Here is a 17,421-nt window from a genome sequence, read left to right as displayed (position 1 = left end):
AGTTATCAATGGTCATTATTACGTTACAACGCGATAAATGCATCGGATGCAACTATTGTTATGAGTTAGCACCAGAACGATTCAGAATGTCAAAAAAAGATGGCAAATCTGTTTTATTAAAAGCAATTGATAAAAAAGGTTTCCACACGTTGAAAGATCCTGATCATTCTATCGCAGATAATTGCGAACGTGCTGCCAAAGCTTGCCCTGTAAATATAATTACAGTAAAAGAAATATAGATTAAAACATTAGCTATATAAAAAGTCCATCAAAATTTTGATGGACTTTTGCTTTATGTAAAAAATAAATCTTAATTCATTTTTCCTTCTTTCTCCAATCTCTCTAATGCTTTTTCGTGAGCAGATTTCACATCATTTTTGATCTTTTTATCTTGGGTAGATTTTCTAATCTTTTCTGCATGATAGGCCAAATCATCCAAAGTCATTTTATAACTCACATAAAACCCGCGATTATATCTTGAATACGAAGCTAATCCCCAACCAGCAATTAATTGATTCTTAATTTTTTTGGTTTGATATTCGTTCAAATAACGTTGAAGTTTTGGAGATATTTCTTCTTTTGCAATTGATTTTACAGAACCATTCATTCGGCTAAACCAATATTTATTATCCAATTTTATATATGATTTTGCACCTAAAATGCTTTTAAAAGCAAGATCTCCAAGCAATAAAACCTTCTCAAATTCAGATTTTTCATTGGTCATATAATCCCAATACATTTCAGAAGTCATTCCAACCATCGGACTTTTATCTATTGTTGCTTCATACAAATCTTTACCATTTTGATAAGCTGCTGCAACATTTTTAAACTCGATTCCAAAATCATCACAAGCCTTCTGGTAACCTGTAAAAGAACCCGAATATTTCTCGAAATTATCTATAAAAACTCTATAAATACAATAATGTGAAATATCAATCAAAACTTTTTTAGAATCATCTAAAAAACCGTTTATCAACTGTATCGGAAAGTTATAATATTCGTAGGAACTCATAATTGTTTGATTGTCTTAAATGTGGTGTTAATTCATCGACTAAGATAAGATAGTTTTTATTATTCTTAAAATGATAAGTATCAAAAAACTTCAAAATTTAATAGGTTAGATTTTTAAAGGGGTAAAACTTCAATTCCTAATTTCTTCCTAAATCTTCTTTGTCCTTTGTCTCAAAATAATAAACAAATGAAATTTTTCTTAACAATAATTACAAGCACTTTCTTAACAATTACTACGATAGCTCAGACGAAAAATGATTCAATTATCACCATTCAACCTCAACAAAAAACATTAAAACCTAAAGTTGAACATGCAGAACCTCTCTATACAGATTTGATGCGTGATTTGGGCGCACGAAAAGGAGAAGCTGAGATAAATGTAGGATTTGGAGTTGCCTCAAAAAAAGGATATAATGAATATAATGGTTTTATTGAGTATGAATGGGCTGTTGCAGATCGTTTGGGATTGGAGGTTGAAGTACCTTTTTCTTTTAATCACAAAAGCGATAATAACGATGGCTCTATTTATGTTCCGAACAATAAAATTGAAGGTTTAAAATTAGCAACTCAATATACTTTTTTAGTAAATGAAAAACAAAAAATGTCTTTGGCTGTAGCTTATGTTCATGAATTTGAGTTTAATAATTTTAAAGAATTAGGACATCAAGGTTCTGTATTTACGGGTATGAAAATGAATCCTGTTTTTATTGGAGCAAAGAATTTTAAAAATTTCAACACGTTAATCTATACAGGTCCTGTTTTTGAACATCATTATAAAGAGCAAAAAGTAGATGTTGGAGCAACTATAAATGCAAGTATGATGTATGTTTTACCAAATTCGAAAAACTTTATTGGACTTGAAAATAATATGGATATTGACCGCGATGGATTTCATTATACTTTAAGACCTCAAATTAGATTGGCTATTCAACACAATTTAATGATTGGTTTGGTTACTGGAGTTCCTATCACCAAACATACCAGAACCAACCTTGATGTGATGACACGTATTATTTGGGAACCTTAGTTTTCTTAATAAAAAAAAACTCCTTTAAAACTTTTTAAAGGAGGTCTGTGGAGCTGGCGGGATTCGAACCCGCGTCCAAACAAGCAACAAATAAGCTTTCTACATGCTTAGTTTATTATTAATTTTCGACGAAATCCTGAGAATAAACACTCTGTCATCCGCTTATCATCTAAAATCTCGAAACCTATCCGATGCACTAAGGTTTCTATTCTTACTTTCCCGTGTCCCTGTATCAAACGCCGTAAGTCAAGGCTTTTGAGGGACATTCAGCTTCTATACCTAGTATAGACGTGGCGTATTCTTACTAAAATTCAGAATTATGCAGCTAAAGCGTACTCTTCGTTGCCAGTTAAAAAGTTGAAGTGCCTGATTAAAGTGAGTACACAACCTATCACTGCATGCTTACTTACCCATTGGCCTTGCTGTCAAAACCAGTCAGCCCCATAAATAAATTGTCAATAAATAATTGACGGATGCCAAATGTACAAATTTTATACCAAATAGAATTAACTTTTTCTAAACATAATTATTGAACAAATTTGAATAAATTAGAGAAAATTCAATTCACAAAAATTTTAATAAAATGGGAAACTTAGTTAATGTACCTACATTCAAAGATCATTATGACAATTACATCAATGGTCAATTTACGCCACCTACAAACGGAAAATACTTTGATGTTGTAACACCACTTACTGGAAAAGTTTTTACAAAAGCTGCACATTCTTCGGAAGAAGATTTAGCAAAAGCGGTAGACGCTGCTCACGAAGCTTTCAAAAGTTGGAGTCAAACTTCGCCAACGCAACGAAGCATTATTTTGAATAAAATTGCAGATCGAATAGAAGAAAATTTACAAAATGTTGCAGCTGTAGAAACCTATGATAACGGAAAACCTGTTCGTGAAACATTGAATGCTGATATTCCTTTGGCAATCGATCATTTCAGATATTTTGCTTCGGTAATTCGTGCTGAGGAAGGTTCTATCAACGAATTAGATAAAGATACAGTTTCAATTATTATCCACGAGCCAATTGGTGTTGTTGCACAAATTATTCCTTGGAACTTCCCAATTTTGATGGCTGTTTGGAAATTAGCTCCTGCTTTGGCTGCTGGAAACTGTGTGGTTTTAAAACCTGCTGAATCTACTCCTATCTCGATTTTATATTTATTCGAATTAATTGGAGATTTATTACCTCCAGGAGTTGTGAACATTGTAAATGGTTTCGGTGGAGAATTAGGTCGCGCATTGGTGACAAATCCTAAAGTATCGAAAGCTGCATTTACAGGATCTACTGCTACAGGGCGTTTCGTGATGCAATATGCAACAGAAAATATTATTCCAGTTACGTTAGAATTAGGTGGAAAATCACCAAATGTATTCTTCGAATCTGTAATGGATCATGATGATGATTTCTTAGACAAAGCGATTGAAGGAGCTGTTTTATTCGCACTTAATCAAGGTGAAATTTGTACGTGTCCGTCACGATTATTGATTCAAGAATCTATTTATGATAAATTTATTGAACGTGTGGTTCAACGTGTCAATGCAATTAAAGCAGGAAATCCTCTTGATCCTGAGACAATGATTGGCGCGCAAGCTTCTCAAATTCAGTATGACAAAATTTTAAGTTATATTAAACTAGGAAAAGAAGAAGGTGCAGAAGTTTTAACTGGTGGAGATGCTAATCATTTACAAGGAGATATCGAAAATGGTTATTACATCAAACCAACATTATTTAAAGGAAATAACAAGATGCGCATTTTCCAAGAAGAGATTTTTGGACCTGTGTTAGCGGTGACAACTTTCAAAGATGAAGCAGAAGCGATTGAACTTGCTAATGACACAATTTATGGTTTAGGAGCTGGAGTTTGGACGCGTGACGCACATCAATTGTATCAAGTTCCACGCGCTATTCAGGCTGGTCGTGTTTGGGTTAATCAATATCATAGTTATCCTGCTGGAGCGCCTTTCGGAGGTTATAAACAATCTGGAATTGGACGTGAGAATCACAAAATGATGTTAGACCATTATCGTCAAACTAAAAATATGTTAGTTTCTTACAGCAAAAAGAAATTAGGTTTCTTCTAAATCAATAATTAATTAAAAATCTCAAAAAATGAAACGTGTTGATGCAACAGAAAAAGCGATTAATTTATTGAATGAATTAAAAGCAAAACATGGCAATTTAATGCTTTATCAAGCGGGAGGTTGCTGTGAAGGAACGCAACCGCAATGTTTCAGAAAAGGAGAATTTTATCTTCGATACAAAGATGTTTGCATTGGAGAAATTGATGAAGTTGAATTTTGGATTGACAAAGATTTATTCGAATATTGGAAACATGCGCATTTCGAATTAGATGTCATTGATGCAATTGGCGCTGGAGGTTTTTCGTTAGAAGTTCCGCTTGGCAAAACATTTAAAGTCAATTATCGAATATTCTCTCAAGAAGAACTTAATCAATTAGACGAAGTCAAAATCAATTTATAAAAGAAAAGCCATTTGCAATGCAAATGGCTTTTTATATATTAATAACTTGAATTAAATCTTAATTAAAATTCGTCAATTCGAGTAATTTTATGTCATCCTGAGCTTGTCGAAGGATAATAAAATTGTATCGAGAATAGAATTCTATTTTCTGAATTTTATCCTAAAACTTCAATCGCTTTGTTGATACGTGCAATCGTTTCCTCTTTTCCTAAAGTTGCCATAATTACAGGAACATCCGGTCCTTGTAACGCACCAACTAAACTAAGACGTAAAGGCATTCCGATTTTTCCAAATCCAATTTCTTGTATTGTAACAAATTCAGCCATTGCATCGTGTAAAACCTCTGAAGTAAATTCTGATGAATTTAAAACTTCAACAAATTTTCCTAAAATCTCTTTCGAATCATCTTTCCAAGCTTTTTTAGCAGCTTTTTCATCGTAAGTAGAAGGAGCTATATAAAAGAATTGACCTTGTTCGAAAATATCTTTTACAAAGTTTGCTCTTTCTTTTAACAATTCAACAACTTTTGCATCTAAAGTTGGATTTGCTTCGATTCCGTTTTCTTTTAAAACTTCTTCGAAAGATGGCAATAATTCTTCAACAGATTTTTGTTGTAAATATTGATGATTAAACCAAGTTGCTTTCTCTGGAGAAAAACGTGCACCCGATTTTGAAACTTTTTCTAATGAAAATAATTGAATCAATTCTTCCATTGTAAAAATCTCTTGATCAGTTCCAGAATTCCATCCCAATAAAGCTAACATATTCAATACTGCATCAGGGAAATAACCTTCTTGTTTGTATCCTTTTGCAATTCCTTCTTCTGTTTTCCATTCCATTGGGAAAACTGGAAATCCGTGTTTGTCTCCATCACGTTTGCTTAATTTTCCTTTTCCTTCTGGTTTCAAGATTAATGGTAAATGTGCGAAACGAGGCGCTTCCCAACCAAATGCATCATACAATAATTCGTGTAAAGCCATTGATGGTAACCATTCTTCTCCACGAATTACGTGAGAAATTCCCATCAAATGATCGTCCACAATATTAGCTAAGTGATACGTTGGCATTCCATCAGATTTAAACAAAACTTTATCATCTAAAGTTGCTGCATCAATCGTGATTTTTCCACGAATCATATCATCCAATAAAACTGTACGCGAATCATCAATTTTGAAACGAATCACATAAGGTGTTCCATTCTCAATTAAAGCTTTTGTTTCATCTTCCGTCAACGATAAAGAGTTTTTCAAATTTCCTCTTGTCGACCAGTTATAAATAAATGTTTCTTTATTTTCTTCTGCTTTTGCACGTGCAGCGTCTAATTCTTCTGCCGTATCAAACGCATAATATGCATTTCCTGAAGCTAATAATTCGTCTACATATTGTTTGTAGATTTCTTTACGCTCTGATTGACGGTAAGAACCTAAGTCTCCACCAAAACCAACACCTTCATCAGGAGTTAAGCCTAACCATTTCAACGAATCGATAATATATTGTTCAGCACCTTCCACATAACGTGTTTGGTCTGTATCCTCTATTCTTAATAAGAATTTTCCGTTATTATGTTTTGCGAAAAGATAATTGTATAACGCAGTACGGACTCCTCCGATGTGTAACGCACCTGTTGGACTTGGCGCAAATCTTACACGAACTTCTTTTGCCATTGTATCAAAATTTTTGCAAATTTAAGTCGTTCAATTCTATAATAGATATTTATTTTAAATAATATTCTATTTTTTATCTTCGTGAAAGCAAAATTCAACAAAATAAAACCACATAAAAATGAAATTATATTCAATAGAAACAGGAAATTTTAAATTAGATGGCGGCGCAATGTTCGGTATTGTACCAAAATCGATTTGGAATAAAACCAATCCTGCTGATGATAGAAATTTAATCGATCTTGCAATGAGATGTCTATTAATCGAAGATGGCGAACGATTAATATTAATTGATACCGGAATCGGAACTAAACAAGATGCAAAATTCTTTGGGTTTTATTATTTGTGGGGCGATGCTACTTTGGATAATTCTCTAGCCAAACATGGATTTCATCGCGATGATATTACAGATGTTTTCTTGACGCATTTACATTTTGATCATTGTGGTGGCGCAATTCAATATAACAAAGAGAAAGATTATTTAGAAGCTTCATTCAAAAACGCAAAATTTTGGTCAAATGCGAATCATTGGGATTGGGCTGTAAATCCAAATCCTCGCGAAAAAGCATCTTTCCTGAAAGAAAATATTTTACCTCTACAAGAAAGTGGACAACTTAATTTGATTGATTTACCTCAAAATGGAGCAATTATAGAAAATTCTCCACTTGGTTTTGATATTTTATTTGTAGATGGACATACCGAAAAACAAATGTTGCCAATTATTACCTATAAAGGCAAAAAAATAGTTTATATCGCAGATTTAATCCCAACTGTAGGACATATTCCGCTAATTTATGTGATTGGGTTTGATACACGACCTTTAATAACAGTTGAAGAAAAAGGAACGTTTTTACAAAAAGCAGTCGAAAATGAATATATTTTGTTTTTTGAACACGATCATGTCAACGAATTAGCTACGTTAAAATTAACAGAAAAAGGTATTAGATTAGACCAAACCTATTCATTTTCAGAAATTTTTGATTCAATTTAAAATCAATTTCATAACCGAAATGATTTCACAAATTCAGAAAAATATTTTCATACCTTTGTGTTGTCATTTAAAAAAATTATAGAAGCATGGGATGTGGATCTTGTGGAACTTCTAATGGCCTTCCGAAAGGATGTAACAATAATGGTGCTTGTGGCACTGATGGTTGTGGAAAATTATCAGTTTTTGATTGGTTATCGAATATGCAACTTCCAAATGGACAAGAAAAGTTCAATTTTGTAGAAGTTCGTTTCAAAAACGATCGAAAGTTTTATTATAAAAACGAAAACAACATATCTCTAAATATTGGCGATGTAATCGCTGTTGAAGGAACACCTGGTCATGATATCGGGGTTGTTACACTTACGGGTGAGCTTGTTAGAATCCAGATGAAAAAAAAGAATCTTTCGTGGACTGCGGAAGATGTCAAGAAGGTTTATCGCAAAGCGAACCAAAAAGATATAGAAACTTGGGTAGAGTTTCGTGATAGAGAAAAACAAACAATGGTTGATTCTCGAATTATGGCGAAAAACCTTAATTTGGAAATGAAAATTTGTGATGTTGAGTACCAAGGAGATGGGGCGAAAGTTACATTTTATTATACAGCAGAAGGACGTGTCGATTTTCGTCAATTAATCAAAGAATACGCAGGTAAATTTGGCGTAAGAATTGAGATGAAACAAATCGGATATCGTCAAGAAGCAGCAAAAGTTGGAGGAATTGGATCTTGTGGACGCGAATTATGTTGTTCGACTTGGTTAACAGATTTCCGCTCTGTGAGCACTGCTGCGGCACGTTATCAACAATTGTCAATTAACTCGCAAAAGTTAGCTGGACAATGTGGTAAATTAAAATGTTGTTTAAATTTTGAATTAGATTCATATTTAGATGCATTAAATAGTTTTCCGTCGATAGAAAGCCGTTTCGAGACTGAAAAAGGTTGGGCACATTGTGTTAAAATAGACGTTTTCAAGAAAGAAATGTGGTTTGCTTATGACAAAGGAGGAATTGTTTGGTACAAATTTTCGGTAGACGATATTCAAGAATTTTTAGCAATTACTGCAAAAGGTCAAAAAACTGAACCTTTAGAAGATTTAGCTAAAAATGTAGAAGAATCGAAACCAGATTTTACAGATGTAATTGGAGAAGATTCTTTAGAACGTTTTGAACGTAAAGAAAAGCAAAACAAAAAACGTAAAAGAATTAAGAATAATCAAAATTCTGGAAACGAAAAAGTTGCGACGAATGCTAATAATCTAAAACCTCAGAAGGCAAAACAAAAACAGCCTAACGAAGCGAAAGATAAGGCGAATCGTCTTGAAAATAAACAAGGAAAGAATCCAAATCAGTCTAAAAAGAATAATCAAAGTAGACCGAACAAAAATTCGAATCCTAATCAGAATCAGCAACAACAAAATCAGCCAAAAGAGAAGCAACAGCCAACTCAGGCGAAAGAGCAACAAGCTCAACCAAATACTGATCAGCAAAAGCCGCAAGGAAATAATCGCAATCGCAATCAACAAAAGCGAAAACCGAATAATCCGAGCAATAATAGCCAACAAAATAATCAAACAAATCAGGCTAATCAGTCAACTCAACAACCAAAAAAACAACCTCAGCAAAATAATCAAAATGCTGAGCAAAAACCGAAAACTAAGGACGAGAATCAAGCAAATAATTCTCAACCGAAACCAAATAAATCGAAGAATCGAAATAAAAAAAGATTTAATCGTGGGCCAAAACCAGATGATACGCAACAGTAGTTTGCTTTTTATTTTAGTCTTTTTATTGTTTAGTTGCGAGGCTAAACATTATTATCAAGACACAAAAGATGTGAAAGACGAATGGAAGAGTAATCAGCCTCAAACCTTTACGTTTGATGTAAAAGATCCTAAACCTTCGGCTGTTAACATTGGATTTGTGTTAAGAAATAATACGTCGTATGAATATAGTAACTTATATTTGTTCACGAAATTCATCGATCCTAAAGGAAATGAAATGATTGATACCTTACAGTATTACATTGCAAATCCTGATGGAAGCTGGATTGGTAAAGGAATGACAACAAAAGAAATGATGTTGGTTTATCGCGAAAATTTACCAATAAAAGACTCTGGTCGCTATCAACTAAAAGTTTGGCAAGGTATGCGAACAAAGAATTTGAAAGGAATCGAAGACATTAGTTTGATTGTTGATAAAGCTGAATAATACAGAATGGAAAACAATAAAAATCCTAAAACAAGCACAACTTCTAAAGCAAAAAAGAAGTTCAATAGCTTTTCATTAGCCAAAAAAATAATCGTTACCATTTGGGTACTGTTTTTTTGTGCCGTATTAGGAATTTTCGGAATCTTTTGGGCGACATCTAACGGATGGTTAGGTGAAATTCCCAATGTACGTGATTTAGAAAATCCTGATATTTATGTTTCATCAGAAATTATTTCTTCTGATGGTGTTTTGTTAGATCGTTTCGAAGCAGAACGCAGAACACCAGTCGATTACAAAGATTTACCACCACATTTAGTTGATGCATTGTTAGCAAAAGAGGACGTTCGTTTCTTTGATCATTCAGGTGTAGATATTAAAGCTGCTTTCCGTGCTATATCTTCAGGAGGTGATTCAGGAGGTGGATCTACAATTACACAGCAGTTAGCAAAACAGTTGTACACAAAAGATCCTTCTTCTAATAAAGTGAAACGTGGTTTACAAAAACTAAAAGAATGGGTAACATCTGTTCAATTAGAAAAATTGTATACAAAAGAAGAAATCATTGCGATGTACTTCAATAAGTTTGACTTTATCTATGGTGCAAAAGGTATTGAATCTGCTTCTAAAGTTTATTTCAACAAAACAACAAAAGAATTAAACTTAGATGAAGCTGCAACATTGGTTTCAATGTTTCAAAATCCTGTAAAATTCAACCCTGTAAAAAATCCTGCATTATCTACAGAAAAAAGAAATCTTGTATTAGATCAAATGATGAAATACAACAAAATTTCTCAAGCTGAAGGGGAAGCTGCAAAAGCTACACCATTGGTTACAGATAAACAAGATATTATGCAGCATGATGAATCACATTCAGCATATTTCAAATCTGCTTTGAGAAAGGAAATTCAACAATGGATGGTTGATTATGAGAAAGAAACAGGAAAATCATATAACCTTGAAAAAGATGGTTTAAAAATCTATGTAACGTTAGACTCAAGAATGCAAAATTTAGCTGAAGAAGCGGTTAAAAAACAATTAAAAGTTTTACAAGATCAATTCTTTGGAGAGCAACGCGGACGTAGTTTAGCACCATTTTATAATATTTCTGCTGCAAAAAGAACGCAAATCTTTAAGCAAGCAATGGCTCGTACAGATTTGTACAAAAAGATGAAAGCCGAAGGAAAATCTGAAGCTGAAATCGAAACTGTTTTCAATACACCTCGCGACTCTGTTCAGTTCTTTACATGGAACGGAATTCAGTACAAAAAAGGGAAAACATTGATGGATTCAATCGAATATCACAAACATATTTTACAAGCTGGTTTGATGTCAATGGATCCAAAAGATGGAACAATCAAAGCTTGGGTTGGAGGAATCGATTGGAATTATTTCAAATTTGACCACGTAAAACAAGCACGTCGTCAGGTAGGTTCTACGTTCAAACCGTTTGTTTATGCAACAGCGATTAATCAATTAGGATTAACACCTTGTCATACTGTTTCTAATGAGAGAATTCCAGGAAATTGGTCTCCTCGAAATGCTAATGGTAAATATGGTGGATCTCAAGATTTAAGAACTGCATTAGCTTATTCAACAAATATTGTCGCTGCTCGTTTGATTATGCAAACAGGTACAGAACCTGTAATTCAAATGGCTCGTGACCTTGGAGTTGAATCTCCTATCGTGAAAGACCCTACAATTGCATTAGGTTCTGCCGATTTATCTTTGTATGAAATGGTTGGTGCGATGAGTGCTTTTGCAAATGGTGGTATTTACATTAAACCGCAATTAATCTTAAGAATAGAAGATAAACAAGGAAAAGTTATCAAAGATTATACACCTCAAACACGAGAAGTTGTTAATGAAAACGTAGCGTACACTATGATTGATTTGATGAAAGGTGTTGTAGAAAGAGGTTCTGGTTCGCGTCTTAGAAATAGATATAACATCACAGCAGAAGTTGCTGGTAAAACAGGTACAACAAACGAAAACTCTGATGGTTGGTTTATGGGATTAACACCAAATTTAGTTACTGGAGTTTGGGTTGGTGCAGAAGACCGATTTGCTCACTTTGCAAGTACAGCCACAGGACAAGGAGCCAATACAGCTTTACCTATTTGGGCTTATTATATGCAAGGCGTTTACAAAGAAGGAGGAAAGTTTGGCGTAACAGCTGGAGATAAATTTGACAAACCTAAGGACATTGAAAAACACTGGGATTGTTCGAATACATACGGATTCCATCAATATGATGAAATGTATGATCCAGGTCCAATTATCGAAGGAAGCGGTAGTGAAAGCGTAGGCGAAAACTATGAAGTTCCTGAAGAAGAAGGTCAATAATTAAATTGATATAAACAAAATAGCCACTCAAAATTGAGTGGCTATTTTTATGAATTATAATTCTTCTTTTTCCTCTTCGTTATCAAACTGATTGTTGTACGCTTCACGTTCTTGTGCCAATTTCTTTTCGCGTTGTTTTTTCTTAAAATCTCGAATCGTCATATACGTTAACAACACAACAAGCGCTGCAACCAAAAAATAATTAGCATACGTAAATAAATTCGTAATTGTATCCGTTACCACCTCATCTGGCGTTACAACAGCTTTTTCTTCCATAGGAAATATTTTTATTATTGATAGAATTCTTTCGGATATTCTACCATTCCATTCACATTTTTCAGCGCATCTTCCACCAACTCAATTGCCATACAATTTTCATCTGGAACATCAAAAGGTAACTGAATATCAAAGTCAGATGCTTTTCTGTAACCAAATTTAGGATAATAAGTTGGATGTCCTAATAAAATAATCGATTCAAAACCTAATTCTCTCGCTTTCTTGTGCGCAAATTCTATTAAATGACCACCAATTCCATTTCCTTGATAATTTGGTAAAACTGCCACAGGAGCAAGCGCTAAAGAATCGTAAGAAAAATCTGAATGATTAATTTTAATCTTTGTCAATAAAATATAGCCAACAATCATTTCGTTCATTTCAAAAACAATAGACAAATCAGGAACAAAACTATCAGAATTTCGTAATCGTTCTACTAAAAACTGCTCACGATGATCACTATATTCTTCATTTTCAAAAGCCTTTTCAATCAATTCAAAAACCTGATTATAATCTTTTTCCTCCTCTTTCCTAATATTCATTCCTTCATCAATTGATTAACCTTATAAAATTAGAAAAAGGTTTTAACAAAACAAACAACAAATCGTATCTTTGTCGCTTATAGATTTTAAGCAAATGAGTCAACCAAAAAGATATACAATTACAGCGGCTTTACCTTATGCTAACGGACCATTGCACATTGGTCACATGGCAGGTGTTTACGTTCCTTCTGATATTTATGCGCGTTTTTTACGAAGAAAAGGAAAAGATGTAGCATTTATTGGAGGTTCTGACGAACATGGTATTCCAATTACAATTCGTGCCAAAAAAGAAGGCGTTACGCCACAAGATATTGTTGATCGTTACCACGAAAATATTAAAAATACATTGGCTAATTTTGGTGTGACGTTCGATATTTATTCTCGTACAACATCAGATAAACACAGAGAAGTTGCTCAAGATTTCTTCAAAACGTTATATGATAACAACAAGTTTACAGAAGATGTTACGGAACAATTTTACGATGAAGATGCGCACGAATTTTTAGCGGATCGATACATTCGTGGTGAATGTCCGAAATGTGGAAACCCTGATGCTTATGGCGATCAATGTGAAAAATGTGGCTCAACATTAAGCCCAGAAGAATTGATTAATCCTCGTTCTGCTTTATCTGGAAATACGCCAATCAGAAAAGAAACTAAAAACTGGTATTTGCCATTGGATCAATACCAAGATTTCTTATCAAAATGGATTTTAGAAGGTCACAAAAATGATTGGAAATCGAGTGTTTATGGTCAAGTAAAATCTTGGTTAGACGATGGTTTGAAACCTCGTGCAATGACACGCGATTTGAACTGGGGAATTCCTGTTCCTGTTGATGGAGCTGAAGGAAAAGTAATGTATGTTTGGTTTGATGCGCCGATCGGTTATATTTCTTTCACACAAGAATGGGCAGAGAAAAACGGTAAAAATTGGAAAGATTATTGGCAAAACGAAGAAACGAAATTGGTTCATTTCATCGGAAAAGATAATATCGTTTTCCACTGTATCATTTTCCCAACAATGATGAAAGCGCATGGCGATTACATTATGCCAGACAATGTTCCTGCAAACGAATTCTTGAATTTAGAAGATGATAAAATCTCAACTTCTCGTAATTGGGCAGTTTGGGCACACGAATATTTAGAAGATTTCCCGAATCAACAAGATACATTGCGTTATGTGTTGACGGCAAATATGCCTGAAAATAAAGACAATAACTTTACGTGGAAAGATTTCCAAACGAAGAATAATTCTGAATTAGTTGGAATTTTAGGAAACTTTATCAACCGTGTAATGGTGCTTTCTCACAAATATTACGAAGGAATTGTTCCTTCAAAAACAATTGAATTTGAAGAATTAACTGAAATCAAATATTTTGCAAAGCGCATAGGTGATCATTTAGAAAAATATGAATTCCGTGCTGCATTAACAGAATACATGAATTTAGCTCGTCTTGGAAATCAATTTTTACAAGCACAAGAACCTTGGAAAAAAGGTGATGATCCAGAAGCTGTAAAAGGAATTATGTATGCTGCGACGCAAATTGCTGCTGCATTAGGACAATTGGGAGAACCATTTATTCCATTCGCTTCTGAAAAAATGTTGGCTATGATGAATGTAGAAAAAATGAGTTGGGATGATTTAGAATCAACAGACGAATTTGTAAAAGCTGGACATCAATTAGGACAATCTGAATTAATTTTTGCAAAAATTGAGGACGAAGCTATCGAAGCACAAATCAATAAATTAAACGAAAGTAAAGTCAAAAATAATATGACAAATCCAAACGCAGAACCTCAAAAAGAATTGATTTCTTTTGATGATTTCCAAAAAATGGATATCCGTATCGGAACTATTTTAGAAGCGAAAAAAGTTGAAAAAGCAGACAAATTATTCGAACTAAAAGTGGATACAGGAATGGACGTTCGTACAATTGTTTCTGGTATTGCAGAACATTTTACGTTAGAAGAAATTGTTGGAAAACAAGCAATGGTTTTAGCAAATTTAGCGCCTCGTAAAATTCGTGGAATCGAATCGAACGGAATGTTATTATTCGCTGATAAAGCAGACGGAAAATTAACATTTGTAAATCCAGAAGCTGAAACGCCAAACGGTGTTCAGGTTGGATAGACTTAGATTTTAGATATAAGTATTAAGATATTAGAAAGCCACTTCGATGAAGTGGCTTTTTATGTTTAATAATATAATTTTATTTCTAAGGATATTCTGGAAAAGTAAACGAATCGCCTTGATTTGGCTTATTTTTTCGTTGAGTTGGATTATCTTCTTTTGTTATTTGATGCTCATTCAGTTCATGTGCTGCGGTAAACGAAGTAACCATTGTATTCAGCATTTCCGAAGCGGCAGTTGGTGAATTTGGCAACAAAACTAATTTACTTCCAGATTTTTCTCCAATCGCTTGCAATGTATCATAATGTTGCGTCACCACAATTAGCGCAGAAGCTTCTTGTGACGTAATTCCTGCTCCATTCAAAACATCTACAGATTCCAATAAACCTTTTGCAATTTCACGACGTTGATCTGCAATACCTTGTCCTTGCAAACGTTTCGATTCTGCCTCTGCTCTTGCTTTTTCTACAATCAAAATACGTGCAGCATCACCTTCATATTGCGCCGCTAATTTTTCACGTTCGGCAGCATTAATACGATTCATCGCATGTTTTACTTGCTCATCTGGATCAATATCGGTTACCAAAGTTTTGACAATTTCGTAACCATATGAATTCATTGCTTCTTGCAATTCACTTTTTACAGCAACCGCAATATCATCTTTCTTCTCAAAAACATCATCTAAACGAAGTTTTGGAACCTCAGCTCGGACAACGTCAAAAACGAAAGAAGTTATTTGCGTATAAGGATTATCTAATTTGTAAAATGCATCATAAACTTGAGTTTTGATGACTTGATATTGAACAGAGACTTTCAATCGAACAAATACATCATCTTTTGTCTTCGTTTCGACAACAACGTCTAATTGTTGAATTTTAAGAGACATTTTTCCAGCAATTCTGTCTACAATCGGAATTTTGAATTGTAATCCTGGATTACGAATACTATTAAATTTCCCGAAACGCTCGATTACAACTGCAGTTTGTTGTTTTACTGTAAAGACGAATAAAAAAAGGAAAATAATTCCAAGAAAAACGATCACGCCTAAATATCCCATAAGTTTTAGTGTTTTGAATTTGTTGGATTAAGATACAAAAAAAATTAGGAATGTTAAGTTATAACATTCCTAATTCGAATTTTGCTTCTTCGCTCATCATATCTCTATCCCAAGGAGGATCGAACGTAATTTCTACGTAACATTTCGTTACATATTCTATCTCTTCAACGCGCTGTTCTACTTCTAGAGGTAAACTTTCAGCCACGGGACAGTTTGGAGATGTAAGGGTCATGGTAACTTTTACTTCACCATCTGCATTCACCTGTGCATCGTAAACCAATCCCAATTCATATATATCAACTGGAATCTCAGGATCGTAAACTGTTTTGAATTTTTCAACCAATTTTTCTCCAATCGAATCTAATTGTTGTTCTGTTAATGCCATTGTTATCAACTGTTATTGTTCTGCAAATGTACAAATAGTTTAGCTTACGTGGAATTTTTCTAAATAACTATTTTTAATGACTTAAAATAAAATAGTTATAATAGAAGAAAATCGCTTCTTTGGAGAACCCAAAAAAGCGATTTACAAACACGAAGAACTTTTTTATAAGAAAAGTTTAATCATTTAAATTATAATTAATACAATTATTAAATTTTACTTTAAATGTTTTTATACAACTACCATTAGTATAAATTAAATTTCCTTCCACGGAAGTCCAATTTGTTCCAAGTAAATTTGAGCTTATACCAAATTTTGCAGACCTAAATCCTTTCTTTACTACTATTTTAGGGTTATCAGTAGACCAAACACCTAAATCGTCATTACCATAATCTCCCATCAATATTGTATTATAAAAACCTATATCTCCAAAAGCATCAAAAGCACACACTTCCTTTGCTGTAACTATTTTAAATTTACATCCTGTATTTGGATATAAATATTTTACAGAAAAAATATCCCAATTTGAGAAACCTTTCCACGAATTTAACGCAGTACCTCCATTCATAACCGAGTTAGAATCTGAAGTTGGTGATCCTGGAATTTGATTAGCTCCCACAGAGCCTGCCCCTTCTCCCGATGAGTACCAATTAGTATGTCTAAATCCTATACAATGTCCTAATTCATGAACTAAATTATATATTTTTTGACTTTCTGAAACTTGATAATTATTGTTAAAATTAGTATTAACTAGAATCTCATTATAAGCTTTTCCAGTATTTGTAGGGAATCCTGCTGCTGCAATTGTTAAATTTGGTAAACTTCCTCCATCTGCTTTCACAATTATATCATAATCACCAAAACCTGTTTGATCACTTACAAAAGTAATACCACTACCAGCAGAATTCCATTTCACTAAAGCTTCGTCAAAAGCAGAGTACCAAGACATTAGCGAATTGTCTAACCTTACTCTAATAACTCTATTATCACCTGAACTTACTAAGTTGTGTGTGTTCGCTTGTTTTGCATTTGTTTTTTTATAATCTTCTATATTTTTGGAAAACAAAATATCATCTTCAACAAGATAATAGTCTTTTAATTCTTTAATATCATCTAAGTTATGACCCTGTTCTATAATTTGATTGACAACATCATTAATCACTAATTTTTCTTGAGAATTATCGTTTATTAGAGAGTCTTCGTCAGAACAACTATTTGTAATAAAAATAGTCATCAAAAAAAGTGTAAATAGTTTTTTCATAAATAGTTTTTTTAAAAGTTGATTATACAAAATGAGATTCTCTAAAAT

The 17,421-nt window shown here is 33.4% G+C and carries 16 protein-coding genes and 1 other RNA gene; 9 read left to right on the top strand and 8 right to left on the bottom strand.

Features of this window, described 5'->3' with window-relative positions:
• Positions 1–8: 8 nt before the first annotated feature.
• Entirely contained in the window at positions 9–239 is a 231-nt protein-coding gene (locus B4H69_RS01715; protein ID WP_038336269.1) for a ferredoxin, read from the top strand.
• Positions 240–310: 71 nt separating this feature from the next.
• On the opposite strand, the gene B4H69_RS01710 is transcribed toward B4H69_RS01715, so the two are convergent.
• A complete protein-coding gene (locus B4H69_RS01710) occupies positions 311–1,012 on the bottom strand; it encodes a hypothetical protein (protein WP_280046197.1) in 702 nt (233 codons plus the stop codon).
• 186 nt (positions 1,013–1,198) lie between these two features.
• On the opposite strand from B4H69_RS01710, the gene B4H69_RS01705 reads away from it, so the two are divergent.
• The gene (locus B4H69_RS01705) at positions 1,199–2,038 is read left to right on the top strand and encodes an HAEPLYID family protein (RefSeq protein ID WP_280046198.1); all 840 of its coding nucleotides are present in this window, start codon (positions 1,199–1,201) and stop codon (positions 2,036–2,038) included.
• A 45-nt stretch (positions 2,039–2,083) separates the two neighbouring features.
• Here B4H69_RS01705 and ssrA read toward each other — a convergent pair.
• Positions 2,084–2,481, bottom strand: a transfer-messenger RNA (tmRNA) gene (gene ssrA / locus B4H69_RS01700).
• Positions 2,482–2,621: 140 nt separating this feature from the next.
• Between ssrA and B4H69_RS01695 the strand changes: the two genes are divergently transcribed.
• On the top strand, positions 2,622–4,127 hold the full coding sequence (locus tag B4H69_RS01695; RefSeq protein ID WP_286501594.1) for an aldehyde dehydrogenase family protein: 1,506 nt from the start codon (positions 2,622–2,624) through the stop codon (positions 4,125–4,127).
• A 28-nt stretch (positions 4,128–4,155) separates the two neighbouring features.
• Positions 4,156–4,527, top strand: a complete 372-nt coding sequence (locus B4H69_RS01690) for a DUF779 domain-containing protein (RefSeq protein ID WP_291092518.1) — start codon at positions 4,156–4,158, stop codon at positions 4,525–4,527.
• A 155-nt stretch (positions 4,528–4,682) separates the two neighbouring features.
• Here B4H69_RS01690 and gltX read toward each other — a convergent pair whose 3' ends face one another.
• Positions 4,683–6,191, bottom strand: a complete 1,509-nt coding sequence (gene gltX / locus B4H69_RS01685) for a glutamate--tRNA ligase (protein WP_291092516.1) — start codon at positions 6,189–6,191, stop codon at positions 4,683–4,685.
• 118 nt (positions 6,192–6,309) lie between these two features.
• Between gltX and B4H69_RS01680 the strand changes: the two genes are divergently transcribed.
• From B4H69_RS01680 to B4H69_RS01665, 4 genes are all read left to right on the top strand, one after another.
• Positions 6,310–7,179, top strand: coding sequence for an MBL fold metallo-hydrolase (locus B4H69_RS01680; RefSeq protein WP_291092514.1), 870 nt, complete (start codon positions 6,310–6,312; stop codon positions 7,177–7,179).
• Positions 7,180–7,265: 86 nt separating this feature from the next.
• Positions 7,266–8,939: a PSP1 domain-containing protein gene (locus tag B4H69_RS01675; RefSeq protein WP_286474538.1), complete on the top strand. Its 1,674-nt coding sequence runs from the start codon at positions 7,266–7,268 to the stop codon at positions 8,937–8,939.
• On the top strand, positions 8,923–9,384 hold the full coding sequence (locus tag B4H69_RS01670; RefSeq protein ID WP_084106949.1) for a gliding motility lipoprotein GldH: 462 nt from the start codon (positions 8,923–8,925) through the stop codon (positions 9,382–9,384). The genes B4H69_RS01675 and B4H69_RS01670 overlap by 17 nt, the downstream gene beginning before the upstream one ends.
• A 6-nt stretch (positions 9,385–9,390) precedes the next feature.
• Positions 9,391–11,727, top strand: coding sequence for a penicillin-binding protein 1A (locus tag B4H69_RS01665; protein WP_291092512.1), 2,337 nt, complete (start codon positions 9,391–9,393; stop codon positions 11,725–11,727).
• A gap of 54 nt (positions 11,728–11,781) precedes the next feature.
• Here B4H69_RS01665 and B4H69_RS01660 read toward each other — a convergent pair whose 3' ends face one another.
• Complete coding sequence (locus B4H69_RS01660) at positions 11,782–12,003, bottom strand: hypothetical protein (RefSeq protein WP_038336800.1); 222 nt, start codon at positions 12,001–12,003, stop codon at positions 11,782–11,784.
• A gap of 14 nt (positions 12,004–12,017) precedes the next feature.
• Complete coding sequence (locus B4H69_RS01655; protein ID WP_291092510.1) at positions 12,018–12,542, bottom strand: GNAT family N-acetyltransferase; 525 nt, start codon at positions 12,540–12,542, stop codon at positions 12,018–12,020.
• A 94-nt stretch (positions 12,543–12,636) separates the two neighbouring features.
• On the opposite strand from B4H69_RS01655, the gene metG reads away from it, so the two are divergent.
• On the top strand, positions 12,637–14,673 hold the full coding sequence (gene metG, locus B4H69_RS01650; RefSeq protein WP_291092508.1) for a methionine--tRNA ligase: 2,037 nt from the start codon (positions 12,637–12,639) through the stop codon (positions 14,671–14,673).
• A gap of 85 nt (positions 14,674–14,758) precedes the next feature.
• Here the strand turns inward: metG and B4H69_RS01645 are convergent, their stop codons facing one another.
• The 3 genes from B4H69_RS01645 to B4H69_RS01635 all read right to left on the bottom strand — a co-directional run bounded on the left by B4H69_RS01645 (position 14,759) and on the right by B4H69_RS01635 (position 17,373).
• Complete coding sequence (locus B4H69_RS01645; RefSeq protein WP_038336808.1) at positions 14,759–15,730, bottom strand: SPFH domain-containing protein; 972 nt, start codon at positions 15,728–15,730, stop codon at positions 14,759–14,761.
• A gap of 58 nt (positions 15,731–15,788) precedes the next feature.
• Complete coding sequence (locus B4H69_RS01640) at positions 15,789–16,115, bottom strand: iron-sulfur cluster assembly protein (protein ID WP_038336809.1); 327 nt, start codon at positions 16,113–16,115, stop codon at positions 15,789–15,791.
• A 175-nt stretch (positions 16,116–16,290) separates the two neighbouring features.
• Positions 16,291–17,373, bottom strand: a complete 1,083-nt coding sequence (locus B4H69_RS01635) for a M57 family metalloprotease (RefSeq protein ID WP_052217974.1) — start codon at positions 17,371–17,373, stop codon at positions 16,291–16,293.
• Positions 17,374–17,421: the final 48 nt, after the last annotated feature.

It is taken from the genome of Empedobacter sp. UBA6745 (assembly GCF_002453775.1).
GTDB lineage: Bacteria > Bacteroidota > Bacteroidia > Flavobacteriales > Weeksellaceae > Empedobacter > Empedobacter falsenii_C.
Note: the sequence above shows the minus strand (reverse complement) of the source record. Positions and strands in the feature narration are given on the sequence as shown.

Coding starts and splice junctions, on each gene's coding strand:
- B4H69_RS01710 (WP_280046197.1), bottom strand. CDS start 1,012: ATGAGTTCCTACGAATATTATAACTTTCCGATACAGTTGATAAACGGT.
- B4H69_RS01715 (WP_038336269.1), top strand. CDS start 9: ATGGTCATTATTACGTTACAACGCGATAAATGCATCGGATGCAACTAT.
- B4H69_RS01680 (WP_291092514.1), top strand. CDS start 6,310: ATGAAATTATATTCAATAGAAACAGGAAATTTTAAATTAGATGGCGGC.
- B4H69_RS01705 (WP_280046198.1), top strand. CDS start 1,199: ATGAAATTTTTCTTAACAATAATTACAAGCACTTTCTTAACAATTACT.
- B4H69_RS01655 (WP_291092510.1), bottom strand. CDS start 12,542: ATGAATATTAGGAAAGAGGAGGAAAAAGATTATAATCAGGTTTTTGAA.
- B4H69_RS01695 (WP_286501594.1), top strand. CDS start 2,622: ATGGGAAACTTAGTTAATGTACCTACATTCAAAGATCATTATGACAAT.
- B4H69_RS01670 (WP_084106949.1), top strand. CDS start 8,923: ATGATACGCAACAGTAGTTTGCTTTTTATTTTAGTCTTTTTATTGTTT.
- B4H69_RS01690 (WP_291092518.1), top strand. CDS start 4,156: ATGAAACGTGTTGATGCAACAGAAAAAGCGATTAATTTATTGAATGAA.
- B4H69_RS01660 (WP_038336800.1), bottom strand. CDS start 12,003: ATGGAAGAAAAAGCTGTTGTAACGCCAGATGAGGTGGTAACGGATACA.
- B4H69_RS01640 (WP_038336809.1), bottom strand. CDS start 16,115: ATGGCATTAACAGAACAACAATTAGATTCGATTGGAGAAAAATTGGTT.
- B4H69_RS01645 (WP_038336808.1), bottom strand. CDS start 15,730: ATGGGATATTTAGGCGTGATCGTTTTTCTTGGAATTATTTTCCTTTTT.
- gltX (WP_291092516.1), bottom strand. CDS start 6,191: ATGGCAAAAGAAGTTCGTGTAAGATTTGCGCCAAGTCCAACAGGTGCG.
- B4H69_RS01675 (WP_286474538.1), top strand. CDS start 7,266: ATGGGATGTGGATCTTGTGGAACTTCTAATGGCCTTCCGAAAGGATGT.
- B4H69_RS01665 (WP_291092512.1), top strand. CDS start 9,391: ATGGAAAACAATAAAAATCCTAAAACAAGCACAACTTCTAAAGCAAAA.
- B4H69_RS01635 (WP_052217974.1), bottom strand. CDS start 17,373: ATGAAAAAACTATTTACACTTTTTTTGATGACTATTTTTATTACAAAT.
- metG (WP_291092508.1), top strand. CDS start 12,637: ATGAGTCAACCAAAAAGATATACAATTACAGCGGCTTTACCTTATGCT.